The following is a 12190-nucleotide window of genomic DNA, read 5'->3' as shown; positions in this document are numbered from 1 at the left end:
GTGTGTACACCGCGTCAATCGCCTTCGCCGGTGCCCGCTCCCACTCTTGACTGCACGTCACCCCACCGCCGCCCGCCGAAAATCCACTCCGGCTCCCCGGAATGCCTCGGCGCCGGCCGTGGTTCTCCTGGCGCGCCGGTGATCACGACCGGCGGAAACGACCGAGTGATGGGGGAAACCATGTCGAAGGTGCACGGGACGGTGGCCGAGGGGTTCGAGGCGGTCCGGGCGGAGTTCGAGGCGTTCGTGGCCGCCGAGCCCGTCGATCCGGCGGCGCAGCTGGCCGCCTATCAGCACGGGCGGCTGGTGGTGGACTTGTGGGCGGGCGACGTCACCGGTGATTCGCTGAGCGGCGTCTTCTCGGTCACCAAGGGCGCCGCCTACCTGGTGGTGGCCCTGCTGGTGGAGGAGGGCGTGCTCGACCTCGACCACAGGGTCGCGGACCACTGGCCGGAGTTCGCCGCCCATGGCAAGGGCGCGGTGACGCTGCGCGAGCTGATCACGCACCGGGCCGGGGTGATCGGCGCGGACGGCGGGTTCGACTACGAGGAGCTGGCCGACGACCGCGTCATCGCCGAACGGCTGGCCGGGCAGCGACCGTTCTGGCGGCCCGGGGCGGGCCACGGCTACCACGCGCTCGCGATCGGCGCCCTGGTCGGCGAGGTGGTGCGGCGGGTGACCGGCAGCAGCGTCCAGGAGATCTACGAGGAGCGGGTCCGGGCCCCGTACGGTCTCGACCTCTACCTCGGGCTGCCCGAGTCGCAGCAGCACCGCTACCGCGACGTGCTGCCCATGCTGCCGACCGCCGAGCAGCAGGCCGTCCTGGCCGGCCAACCGCGCCCCGGGCGCTACAACCGGCTCGCGATCGCCTTCAACACCAGCGCCGACGCCTCCTTCGACCTGGTCCGTTTCGTCAACTCGCCCGCCTCGCTGGCCAAGAGCCCGACCTCGGTCGGCGGCGCCGGCAACGCGCGCGGCATCGCCGGTATGTACGCGACGATGCTGGGCGGCTTCAACGGCCGCGGCCCGCTGCTCAAGGCGGACACGGTGCGCGACTTCGCCACGGCCCACTCGCTCGGCCAGGACCTGGTGGTGGGCGGTGCGAACGGCTTCGCCCTCGGGTTCCAGGCGCTCGGGGTGACGTACCCCGCCCTGAGCGCGGACACCTTCGGCCACGAAGGCGCAGCCGGCGCCCTCGCCTTCGGCGACCAGCGCTCCGGCCTCGCCTACGGTTACACCCGCCGCCGCTTCGCCTTCCCCGGCGGCGCCGCCCCGGAGAACGAGCGCCTCTCCCGGGCCGTCTACGAGGCGGCGATCGCCTGAGCCGGCGTGGCGCTCAGTGCTGCTGCCAGCTCGGGTCCGTGGCGAGGGCCGTGAGCTGGTCGACGGTCAGCGCGGGCGGGCCCCCCTGGATGTCGTAGCCGTTGCTGCCGTTGGTCTCGTCGATGGTGACCCCGGTGCCGTCCGGCAGCATGACTTCGACCATCCACAGGCTGGCGGGGCCGCCGCTGCTCGTGGTGACGGGGGTCGTCGAGGTGATCACGCTGCTGCCGCCGTTCACCGCGGGGGTCAGCTGCTGGCCCGGCTGGACGCCGCCCTCGAAGGCCCGCCGGGGATCACCGGCGCCCTGGTCCAGTCGGGGATCGACCGTGACCATCAGCACGCTGGTGCGCCCGGCGGCGGTGACCGTCAGATGCGCCGTGCCGGGCCTGGTCTGCGGCGTGGTGCCGTTGTCGTGCTGCACACCGGCGGGCAGCAGCCGGTCGACGCCCGCCAGGATGTCGGCCGGCTGCGGCGGCCTCGGTGAGGCCTGCCCGGCGGCCGGGGCGGAGACCGGACGGCCCGCGTCGATCAGCCGGGCCCAGGAGCTGCTGGCCACCACGGCGGTCAACTGCTCGGCGGAGAGCGCGGGGTCGGCCCGGGTCACCGGAGCGGCCACCGTACGGGAGTTGTACTCGTCGAGCCGCACCTGCCGCCCGTCGATGCCGGTGTACACCGCGCTCCAGTGCTCGACCGGGTCGGTGGACGTCGGGGCCGACTTGTCGATGACCAGGATCGCGCCGTCCGGCCGGACGCTGCGGGTGCAGTCCGCGGTGGACACCATGAACGGGTCCGGGCACTGGGTGCCCTCGGTGTCGTCGCCGAGCGGCAGGCCGACCGTGGCGGTGGACAGCTGCAGCAGCGTGGCGCCGTGGCCGTCGTCGAAGACGAGCTTCGCCGCCGGCCCCTGGCCGGTCACCTGGTCCTGGCCGCTCCGCTCGCTGGTCCGGCCCGGCGGGAGCAACGGCACGAGGGTGGCGAGCGCCGACTGCGGCCCTGGAGTGGCGATGGTCTGCCGACTCGCCGGCGCCACCGGGTCGCCACCGGGGCGCAGTTGGACGGCGACCAGGCCCGCTACGGCCAGCACGGCCGCGCCGCCGGCCACGGTCGCGGCCCGGCGGCGGGCGACCCGGCGCCGACCGCGCCGCTCGCCGCCGTCGGCCAGCAGCTCGCCGGGGGTGTCGGGGGCGAGGTCGGCGGCCTCGCGCAGGAGTTCGGTGATGGAGTCCTCAATGGGCATGGCGGAGAAGGCCTTTCTCAGTGGTGTGATGGTTCGCGGGACGGGCGGCTGCGTACGGCCGCATCAGGGGCGCGGCAGCTCGTCCAACTGGTCGCCGAGCACGGCACGCAGCCGCTCCAGCGCCCGGCTGCTGCGCGAGCGCACCCCGCTGGCGCTGAGCCGCAGGACCGCGGCGGTCTCCTCGACGCTGCGGTCCTCCCAGAACCGCAGCACCAGCACCGCCCGGTCCTGAACGGGCAACTGACCGAGCGCACGGAGCAGCGTGATCCGCAGCGCCGGGTCCGGGTCGTTGACCGCCGTCTCCGCGAACCGGTCGGTGACCTGCTCGGTGCTCGCCCGGCGCCGGCGGTGCGAGAGGAAGGTGTGGAACAGGATCGTCTGGGCGTAGCCCGCCGGGTTCTCCAGCCGGGATATCCTGCGCCACTTGCCGTAGATGCGCCCCAGCGTCTCCTGAGCGAGGTCCTCGGCGAGATGCGCGTCACCGCCGGTCAGCAGATACGCCGTGCGCACCAGCCGACGCCCCATCGCGGCGGCGAACGCCCGGAAATCCAGCGGCTCCGGCGATCCGGAACTCGTCGTTGTGCGGTCCATACCCGGTTAACGCGGTGACCCGGCCCGCGCGTCCCAGCCCGCGCACAGCGCGGGCGGGACAGGGAACGCGCAGCGGGCGCGACTGGCCTCAGCCGAGCTGTGCAGCAGCCATCGGCTGGGCACGTTCGAAGAGGTCCCGGGCGCGTGAGTTCCGGGCGTGCGGTCTGATGGCGGCCAGCATCGCTCGGAAGCGGTCGTCAGCCCGGCCCGACTGGACGTGCGGGTAGTCATCGAGTGCGAGGTGCCAGGTCTGGACGGCCTCCTCCAGCAGTCCGGCCTCCAGCTTCCATTCGGCGAGCATGGAGCGGTGCCGGACCCGGGCTCGGCGGTAGATGTGCGGCCTGACCTTCTCGGACTGCTCCAGCGCGCGGATCGCGCCCTCGCGGTCGCCGAGTTCGTAGTTCACCTGAGCAACGTGGTACGCGAGCGAAGCGGGGTCGTAGGAGCCGTGGGCCTTCGCCTTGGACTCGGCCTTTTCCATCGCGGCCTCCGCCGCGTGGAGCATCGTCAGCGCTCCTCGGCGGTCGCCGGTCCGGGCGAGCGCATGTGCCTGTTGTCCGGCGAGGAACGCCCGCATCCTCGGGCCCGCTTCTGGCGAAGCGACGGACGCGGCGTCCGCGTACCGAAGGGCGGGCTGGCCATGGCCGAGCTCGACGGCCTGCACGCTCATCCCCCGCAGGGTGGTGCAGTAGGTCAGGTAGTCGCCGGCGGCGCCGGCCAGTTCCAGCGCCTTCGTGTAGTAGTTCTGGCCGAGCATGTCCAGGCGCTCGTCGACGGCCATGTAGCCGGTCAGGTACAGGTGGTCTGCGGCGGCGGACAGCATGGCCCGACGAACGCCCTCCGAGGCGGTGGCCTGCACGTACGGGGCAATGTTGTTGACCATGAACGCGGCGGCCATCGGGCGGGCGGTTCGGCCACCGAACTGGTCGTCCATCTCGCTGATGCGCTCGGTCATGGCCATCACCGCCTCGACCTCGGCCATACCGATGCGGGTATGCGGGTTGGTCCTGAGCTTGCCGAACCGTCCGACGACGTCCGGCCAGCCGGGGATGGTCAGGGCGACCGAGTACAGGCCCGCCCCGAGCACGCCCCTTCGCGATGGGTCCATGTCCATGTACTTCAACTTGAACCCGACCTCGGTGCCGGCCCGGTTGACCGCGCGGGCGAACTCGCCGCTGTTCCAGCGAGCCTCGGCGATCAGCGGGCCGAGCTTGCGGTTCGGTGTCCGTTCGCGTCTCGCCATTGCCGCCCCCAGGACCGGGTTTCAAGGGTTTCAGACTTCTTCGGTGTCTCTACCGTGTTCACACCCAGTGCACACCTGTTGACTGGGTGTCAGGTCGATCAGGGGCCCCGCTGCCCGCGAGATCGGCTTTCCGGACCGCCGACATCCTCTTGTCCACTCTGGCGGTCGCCGCTGCCCCAGTCCAGCGCCGAAGGGTTCCTCGCCATGGTCGTCCACAGCTCCGCGTTCCTCGTGCTCCGAGATCCCGCCTCAGTCCCGCGTGCCCGCAGTCAGGTCCGCACCCAGGTGGCCGGTTGGGGTGTCCGCTTGGACGACGAGGCCCAGTTCGCCCTCGACACGGTCACCTCCGAGCTGGTGACCAACGCGGTGCGGCACACCGCCGAGGCGATGCTCACCATCGGCGTCCACGCCGACCCTGACCTGCGGCGGGTCCTGATCGAGGTCTACGACGGCTCGACGGACCTTCCGCGCCCGCGCTCTGCCGGGCCGGACGACGCGACCGGCCGCGGCGTGTTCCTGGTCGAGCGCCTGTCCCTCTCCCATGGTGCCGAGAGGACCGAGCGGGGCAAGCGCGTCTGGGCCGAGCTGGCCCTGCCCGAGCAGCCACTGACCCGCCACCAGCTCTTCGCCCAGCCACGCCGGGCGGCGAGGTCCGTCGCCCGGCGGCTCGGTGTCACCCGAAAGCCGCCGATACACCCGCCCACCCTGGTCAGCGCCCGCGCGCACTGACCAGGGCCCTGGATCTCCTCACGCCGAGAGGACGACATGACCACCATCCAGCACCACACCGCGACCCCGGACCGGCTCCACGGCCGGCCCGTCGTCCGCAGCTTCCTCCAAGGCCCCGCGCTGACCGTCGCCGACCTGTCGATGGTTCTCCTGGTCCGCGACGACACGGACCAGGCCGAGCGGCCCATGCCGACCGTCACCGTCGCCCAGATCCCGCAAGGATCACCTGGTGGCGGAACTCGACGTCGGGGAAGCGCTCTCGCAGCGGCGCCAGGAGTGTCATCGCCGGTTGGGCCGGTTGGGCCGGTTGGGATCGACCCGCCTCCCGGACGGTTGTGAGCACACCGGATCCGAGCGGGATCCGGGTCCGTCAGCCGGTGTAGGTGTACCGGTCCCCGCTGACCACGCTGGTGACCCCGCCCGGGGTGAGCACCCGGACGTCGACCGTGCCCGTGCCGGCCGGTGCGGTGGCGGTGCAGAAGGCGGGTCCGCAGGAGACGTCCTCGGCCGGCCGCTGACCGAAGAACACCTGGCCACCGGTCAGGTTGGTGCCACCGAGGACCACCGAGTTGCCGCCGGCCGAGGGCCCGCTGTTCGTGTACACCTGGGCCATCACGGGCGCCGGGGGAGCGGGCGGCGGCGGGCCGGTGTAGAGGAACGCGCCCGGAGCGTAGGCGGTGCCGCCGGGCGTGACCACGGTGACCGGGACGCCGCCCCAGCCGCCGGGGGCCGTCGCGGTGCAGCTGGTGTCGGTGCAGGAGACTCCGGTGGCCGGGGTGTCGCCGAAGAGCACCATGCTGTTGGCCAGCGAGGTGCCGCTGACGGTCACCGCGGTCCCGCCGGTGCCGGCGCCGAGGTAGGTGTCCAGGCCGCTGACCCGCGGTGCGGCGGGGATCACCGGCGGCGGCGGGGTCTGGCCGCCGATGCCCACGGTGGCCACGTTGTCGGCCGGGTTCCGGTCGTCCCGGTTGCTGACGGTCGCGGTGATCACGCTGGGGGGAACGGGGTTGGCCGAGGTGACGTGCACCTCCATGAATTCGGTCCGACCCGGCTTGCGGGTGCCGGTGAAGACGGCGGTGAGGTGGTGGCCGTCGGGCGAGATGGCGGTGGTGAAGGTGTAGTCCTGCGGGTCGTCGAACTCCATGACGTCCTCGGCACTCATCCAGGACGGCAGGTCCAGGGTGATCTGGGTGGGTCCGGTGGTGTCGGCGGTGCCCGCCGCCGTCCAGGAGACGTCCAGATCGCCGTAGCCCGGCACCACTTCGGCGGAGATCCCGACGGACTCGTCCGGGCCGGTGACCGGGGCGCCGGACGGCGCGCCGGCCACCGCGGGTGTGCCGGCCACCGCGGGTGTGCCGGCGGCCACGGCACCGGCCAAGGCCAGTGCCGAACAGAGCACGGCAAGCTTGCTCCTCATGGGTCCCCCCTCGGGATTCGCTGAGAGCACGGTTATATCCCGACAGGTCGTCAGTTCGAGTAGTTTCAAAGGAAGTTGTGATCCCGTCATGATGAACGCCCGGATGATTCCGGCGAGGGGGCATCCCGCCGACCGCACGAACACCCCATGTCCGAGGAAGCGTTCGCACACCCCGCCACCCGGACCGCCCACAGGAGCGGTTTCCATGCGAACTTGCTCACCAGTGGTCTCCGGATCGCTGCATTCGGTAACCGTGCCGGCGAGCCGTTCCCCGGTACGTACCCGAAGGGGCGATCGCATGTCCGGATCCCGTATGCCCGCCGCCGTCCGCGCCTCCCTCGCCACCGCCACCGCACTCACCGCCGTTGTGGAATCCCGGGGACGGGTGCGGCCGCTCCTACCGGAACTATCCGCACCAGGTCGCCGAGGAGTTGGGGCTGGAGCTGGACGACGTCACCTGCGGTGCCGCCGAGGTGCAGGACGGCATCCTGGGCCCGCAGCCGCCGTCGAAGCTCTACGGCCCGCCCTCGGTGCCGCCCCCCGGCGGCTGGAAGGAGCGGCCCGCGCAGATCGAGCGCCTCCACACGGACGCCGACTACGTGAGCGTCGGCATCGGCGGGAACACCCTCGGCTTCGGGGACATCGTGACCCAGTGCCTGGAGCGCGGTCTGAACACGCTCGGCTTCGGCACCCCTTGCACGAAACCGGCCAGGGCGACCAGACGGATCCCCCGGCCGGCCTCTGTACCGAGATCCCCGGCACCGGCGAGGCGTGCACCTTCGTGCACCCCAACGCCTCCGGGGCGGACAACCAGGCCCGCCAGGTCCAGGCCGCCTTCGAGGAGTAGGACGGCAGCGGAACGACGGCCCCGGCCCCCGCTCAGGGGCCGGGGCCGTGTGGTGCGTCAGGCGCTGGTGGCCGCCGTGAAGCGGGCGGCGACGTCCTGCCAGTTGACGACGTCCCACAGGCGGGTCACGTAGTCGGGGCGGACGTTCTTGTACTGCAGGTAGTAGGCGTGCTCCCAGGCGTCGAAGGCGAGCAGCGGGGTGGTGCCCTGGCCGACGTTGCCGTGGTGGTCGTAGACCTGCTCGACGATCAGGCGCTTGCCGAGCGGCTCCCAGGAGAGGATGCCCCAGCCGCTGCCCTGGACGCCGACGGTGGCGGCGGTGAGCTGCTTCCTGAAGGCCTCGAAGCTGCCGAAGTGCTCGGTGATGCCGTCGGCGAGGGCGCCGTCGGGGCGGTCGCCGCCCTCCGGGGAGAGGTTCTGCCAGAAGAGGGAGTGCAGGACGTGGCCGGAGAGGTGGAAGGCCAGCGTCTTCTGCAGGCCGACCAGGCCGCCGAGCTGGTCCTTGTCACGGGCCTCGGCCAGCTGCTCGATGGTGTCGTTGGCGCCCTTGACGTAAGCGGCGTGGTGCTTGGAGTGGTGCAGCTCCAGGATCTCGGCGGACATCGCCCGCTCCAGGGCGGAGTAGTCGTACGGCAGGTCGGGAAGCGAGTAGGTGCCCATCAGGACACGGCCCCTTTCATACGTGGATCACGTGGATGATCGTGCCGGCGAACACACTATTGCGCATCACTTGCAATAGCCACCGCAGTGCATCAGCATGTCAGCTGTGGGGTCGGCCTGTCAGCCGACCTGGACGCACTCCCCCGCGGGCGTGTCCTTCCGACCGACGATCGTCTTCCCAACCGGCGCCCGCCGGGACGTCCCGGCCGACCCCACGCCAACCACGAGCCCCTCCACGAGCCCCCGTGCGCCCCCGGGTGCCCTCCACACCCCCGTTCCAATTGCCACTGTCTTGCAACTAGGATCTGGGTGCATCTAGGTTGTGCCGCTGTCACCACGAGCAGCAGGAGCACACCCATGACCACAGCCTCCAGTCCCGCCAAGACCGGCCCCGACCGAACCAGCAGCGGCGGCTGGCGGCAGGCCACCGCCTCGATAACCCGCCAGGAGTGGACCCGCCTGGCGGGCATGGCCGGTTTCATCGTGGCCCTGCACGTCGTCGGCTGGTTCACCCTGGTGGCGATCGTCGCGCCGCAGCACCTGAGCCTGGGCAGCAAGGGCTTCGGCATCGGCATCGGCGTCACCGCCTACACCCTCGGCATGCGGCACGCCTTCGACGCCGACCACATCGCCGCGATCGACAACACCACCCGCAAGCTGATGCACGAGGGCAAGCGGCCGCTCTCGGTGGGCTTCTGGTTCTCGCTCGGCCACTCCTCGGTCGTCTTCGGCCTGGCCTTCCTGCTCTCACTCGGCGTCAAGGCGCTGGCCGGGCCGGTGGAGGACGACAACTCCAAGCTGCACCACGTCACCAGCCTGATCGGCACCACCGTCTCCGGGACGTTCCTCTACGTCATCGCGGCGATCAACATCGTCATCCTGGTCGGCATCTGGAAGGTGTTCCGACAGATGCGCTCGGGCCACTTCGACGAGGCGGCGCTGGAGGAGCAGCTGAACAACCGCGGCTTCATGAACCGGCTGCTCGGCCGGGTGATGAAGTCGATCACCAAGCCGTGGCAGATGTACCCGCTCGGCCTGCTCTTCGGGCTCGGCTTCGACACCGCCACCGAGGTGGCGCTGCTGGTGCTGGCCGGCTCCGGCGCCGCCTCCGGCCTGCCCTGGTACGCGATCCTGTGCCTGCCCGTGCTGTTCGCGGCCGGCATGTCGCTGCTGGACACCATCGACGGCTCGTTCATGAACTTCGCCTACGGCTGGGCGTTCTCCAAGCCGGTGCGCAAGGTCTACTACAACCTGACCATCACCGGTCTGTCGGTGGCCGTCGCGCTGATCATCGGCACCGTGGAGCTGCTCGGCCTGCTCGCCGACCAGCTCGACCTGCACGGCGCGTTCTGGGACTGGGTCAGCGGGATCGACATCAACCTGCTCGGCTTCCTGATCGTCGGGCTCTTCTTCGTCGTCTGGATCGGCGCGATGGTGGTCTGGAAGGTGGGGCGGATCGAGCAGAAGTGGTCGGCCAACGTGCCCGCCACCGCGCCGGCGGCGGAGGAAGCCTGATGCCCGCCTCGCCGATGCCCGTCTCGCCGATGCCCGTCTCGCCGATGCCCGCCTCGCCCGTGGTGCTGGGGATCGAGTCCTCCTGCGACGAGACCGGCGCCGGCCTGGTGCGCGACGGCGTGCTGCTCGGACAGGCGGTGGCCTCCAGCATGGACGAGCACGCCCGGTTCGGCGGCGTGGTGCCGGAGATCGCCGCCCGGGCCCACGTCCAGGCGATCGCCCCGGTGGTGCGCGAGGCGCTGGGCCGGGCGGGGCTGGGCCTGGGTGACATCGGCGCGGTCGCCGTCACCACCGGGCCCGGGCTGGCCGGGGCGCTGCAGGTCGGCGTGGCGGCGGCCAAGGGGTACGCCTTCTCGCTGGGCGTGCCGCTGTACGGGGTGCACCACCTGGCCGGGCACGTGGCCGCCGCGACGCTGGACGGCGGGCCGCTGCCCGACCCCTGCGTGGTGCTGATCGTCTCCGGCGGCCACACCTCGCTGCTGCTGGTGCGCGACCTGGCCAGGGACCCGATCGTGCACCTCGGCGACACCCTGGACGACGCGGCCGGCGAGTGCTTCGACAAGGTGGCCCGGATCCTGGGCCTGCCCTACCCGGGCGGCCCGGCCATCGACCGCGCGGCCGAGGCGGGCGACCGGTCCGCCGTCCGGTTCCCGCGCCCGCTCAGCGGCCGGGCGGACCCGCCCTACGCCTTCTCCTTCTCCGGTCTCAAGACCGCCGCCGCCCGCTGGGTGGAGGCGCAGCGGGCGGGCCGGACCGAGCCGCGGGTCGCCGACGCCGCCGCCGCGCTGCAGGAGGCGATCGCCGACACGCTGACCCGCAAGGCGGTGCGCGCCTGCCGCGACCACGGGATCGACACCCTGGTGCTGGTCGGCGGAGTGGCCGCCAACTCGCGGGTCCGCGCGCTGGCCGAGCGGCGCTGCGCGGCGGCGGGCATCACCCTGCGGGTGCCGCCGGTGGGCCTGTGCACGGACAACGGCGCGATGGTCGCGGCCGTCGGTGACCTGCTGGTCCGCGCCGGGGCCGCACCCGCCCCCGCGGACCTCTCCATCGACCCGTCGGCCCCGCTGGAGTTCGCGCGGCTGACCCCGGTGCTCGGGCAGCCGCAGCCCGTGGGGTGAGTTCCGTCGCAGCCGGATGGGCTTGTCGACATGGCGACCGAGCCCCTACGGTGTTGACCGCCGTGGTGTTCGGGAAGACCGGTGACGGACCCTCAACAGGGGTCCCAGACCGGAGCGGCCCTCGCCACTGTGATCGGGAAGTGTCCGCGTCGCGCCCGTCTGTGACGGGCCGCCACCGGATGCCGAAAGGCGTCCGGGAAGGCGAGCCGCGGACACGTTCGACCCGTCAGCCAGGAGACCGGCCACGGCACCTTACGAGAACTGTCCACGAGGTGCTGGAGAGGCGTTCCTTGCTATGAGCCTGCCCGAAAACTCCGCCATGCCGGCGACTCCCGTCATACCCGCGCCGGCCGGCGCGCCGACCGGCGCACCAAGCGCCGCGACGGCCCCGGCGGGCACCACTCCCCCGCGCTGGCAGCGCGCCGACACGATCCGCACCGCCGGGCTGCTGGCGGTCATCGTGGCCATGCACGTGGTGGGCTTCACGGTCCTGCTGGGCATGGTCGCCCCGCACCACTACCGGATCGGCGACCAGGTCTTCGGCCTGGGCCTGGGCATCACCGCCTACACCCTCGGCATGCGGCACGCCTTCGACGCCGACCACATCGCCGCCATCGACAACACCACCCGCAAGCTGATGGCCGACGGCCAGCGCCCGGTCTCGGTCGGCTTCTGGTTCGCCATCGGCCACTCCAGCATCGTGATGGGGCTGGCCGCGCTGATCGCGACGGGTGCCAAGATCGCGGGCACCCTGGTGGACGACAAGTCCAACACCCGGATGACGCTGGGCGTCATCGGCACCAGCGTCTCCGGCGGCTTCCTCTACCTGATCGCCGCCCTCAACCTGGTCGCGCTCTTCGGCATCTACCGGGTCTTCAAGGCGATGCGGGCGGGCCAGTTCGACGAGCACGAGCTGGAGAAGCACCTGGCCAACCGCGGTTTCATGAACCGGATCCTGGGCCGGCTGACCAACTCCATCACCCGCCCCTGGCAGATGTACCCGATCGGGGTCCTGTTCGGCCTCGGCTTCGACACCGCCACCGAGGTGACGCTGATGGTGATGGCCGGCTCCGGCGCCGCCGCGGGGCTGCCCTGGTACGCGATCCTGCTGCTGCCGCTGCTCTTCGCCGCCGGCATGAGCCTGTTCGACACGCTCGACGGCACGTTCATGAACTTCGCCTACCACTGGGCGTTCTCCAACCCGGTCCGCAAGGTGTACTACAACCTCACCATCACCGGACTGTCCATCGCGGTGGCCTTCTTCATCGGCACCATCGAGCTGGTCGGCGTGCTGCACGACAAGCTGGACCTGACCGACCCGGTCAGCAACTGGATCTCCGGCATCGACCTCAACAACGTCGGCTACGTGATCGTCGGCCTCTTCGTGGTGGTCTGGGCCTGCGCGCTGGGGTACTGGAGGTTCGCCGGGGTGGAGAAGCGCTGGGGCGCGGCCCCGGCCGCTGACTGAGCCTCAGGGCCTGGGTGTACGGTCGACCGGACGGCCCCGGGT

The 12190-nt window shown here is 71.7% G+C and carries 11 protein-coding genes and 1 riboswitch; of the genes, 6 read left to right on the top strand and 5 right to left on the bottom strand.

Annotated features, from left to right (window positions below; all coding sequences use genetic code 11):
- Positions 1–180: 180 nt before the first annotated feature.
- Positions 181–1323, top strand: coding sequence for a serine hydrolase domain-containing protein (locus tag ACFZB9_RS16170; RefSeq protein WP_391447550.1), 1143 nt, complete (start codon positions 181–183; stop codon positions 1321–1323).
- Positions 1324–1336: 13 nt separating this feature from the next.
- On the opposite strand, the gene ACFZB9_RS16165 is transcribed toward ACFZB9_RS16170, so the two are convergent.
- The 3 genes from ACFZB9_RS16165 to ACFZB9_RS16155 all read right to left on the bottom strand — a co-directional run bounded on the left by ACFZB9_RS16165 (position 1337) and on the right by ACFZB9_RS16155 (position 4394).
- A complete protein-coding gene (locus tag ACFZB9_RS16165) occupies positions 1337–2560 on the bottom strand; it encodes a hypothetical protein (RefSeq protein WP_391447548.1) in 1224 nt (407 codons plus the stop codon).
- Between the two features lie 63 nt (positions 2561–2623).
- Positions 2624–3151 carry a SigE family RNA polymerase sigma factor gene (locus tag ACFZB9_RS16160; protein WP_391447546.1) on the bottom strand — a complete coding sequence of 176 codons (528 nt, stop codon included), beginning with the start codon at positions 3149–3151 and terminating at the stop codon, positions 2624–2626.
- Positions 3152–3239: 88 nt separating this feature from the next.
- The gene (locus ACFZB9_RS16155; RefSeq protein ID WP_391447544.1) at positions 3240–4394 is read right to left on the bottom strand and encodes a tetratricopeptide repeat protein; all 1155 of its coding nucleotides are present in this window, start codon (positions 4392–4394) and stop codon (positions 3240–3242) included.
- A gap of 204 nt (positions 4395–4598) precedes the next feature.
- Here ACFZB9_RS16155 and ACFZB9_RS16150 point away from each other — a divergent pair, with 204 nt between their 5' ends.
- A complete protein-coding gene (locus tag ACFZB9_RS16150; RefSeq protein WP_391447542.1) occupies positions 4599–5123 on the top strand; it encodes an ATP-binding protein in 525 nt (174 codons plus the stop codon).
- Between the two features lie 370 nt (positions 5124–5493).
- Here the strand turns inward: ACFZB9_RS16150 and ACFZB9_RS16145 are convergent, their stop codons facing one another.
- Positions 5494–6540 (bottom strand): IPT/TIG domain-containing protein, encoded by a 1047-nt coding sequence (locus ACFZB9_RS16145; protein WP_391447541.1) that lies wholly within the window; start codon positions 6538–6540, stop codon positions 5494–5496.
- Positions 6541–7234: 694 nt separating this feature from the next.
- On the opposite strand from ACFZB9_RS16145, the gene ACFZB9_RS16140 reads away from it, so the two are divergent.
- A complete protein-coding gene (locus ACFZB9_RS16140) occupies positions 7235–7387 on the top strand; it encodes a hypothetical protein (protein WP_391447539.1) in 153 nt (50 codons plus the stop codon).
- Positions 7388–7444: 57 nt separating this feature from the next.
- Here ACFZB9_RS16140 and ACFZB9_RS16135 read toward each other — a convergent pair whose 3' ends face one another.
- Positions 7445–8047 (bottom strand): superoxide dismutase, encoded by a 603-nt coding sequence (locus tag ACFZB9_RS16135; protein WP_391447538.1) that lies wholly within the window; start codon positions 8045–8047, stop codon positions 7445–7447.
- A 357-nt stretch (positions 8048–8404) separates the two neighbouring features.
- Here ACFZB9_RS16135 and ACFZB9_RS16130 point away from each other — a divergent pair, with 357 nt between their 5' ends.
- From ACFZB9_RS16130 to ACFZB9_RS16120, 3 genes are all read left to right on the top strand, one after another.
- The gene (locus ACFZB9_RS16130) at positions 8405–9562 is read left to right on the top strand and encodes a HoxN/HupN/NixA family nickel/cobalt transporter (RefSeq protein WP_391447536.1); all 1158 of its coding nucleotides are present in this window, start codon (positions 8405–8407) and stop codon (positions 9560–9562) included.
- Positions 9562–10680, top strand: a complete 1119-nt coding sequence (gene tsaD, locus ACFZB9_RS16125) for a tRNA (adenosine(37)-N6)-threonylcarbamoyltransferase complex transferase subunit TsaD (protein ID WP_391447535.1) — start codon at positions 9562–9564, stop codon at positions 10678–10680. The genes ACFZB9_RS16130 and tsaD overlap by 1 nt, the downstream gene beginning before the upstream one ends.
- Before the next feature lie 46 nt (positions 10681–10726).
- Positions 10727–10942, top strand: a riboswitch (cobalamin riboswitch).
- Positions 10943–10999: 57 nt separating this feature from the next.
- Entirely contained in the window at positions 11000–12148 is a 1149-nt protein-coding gene (locus ACFZB9_RS16120; RefSeq protein WP_391448056.1) for a HoxN/HupN/NixA family nickel/cobalt transporter, read from the top strand.
- Positions 12149–12190: the final 42 nt, after the last annotated feature.

The organism is Kitasatospora sp. NPDC008050, assembly GCF_042957465.1.
In the GTDB taxonomy this organism is placed as follows: domain Bacteria; phylum Actinomycetota; class Actinomycetes; order Streptomycetales; family Streptomycetaceae; genus Kitasatospora.
The sequence above is the reverse complement of the archived record's forward strand: the minus strand, read 5'-3'. Positions and strand labels throughout refer to the sequence as shown.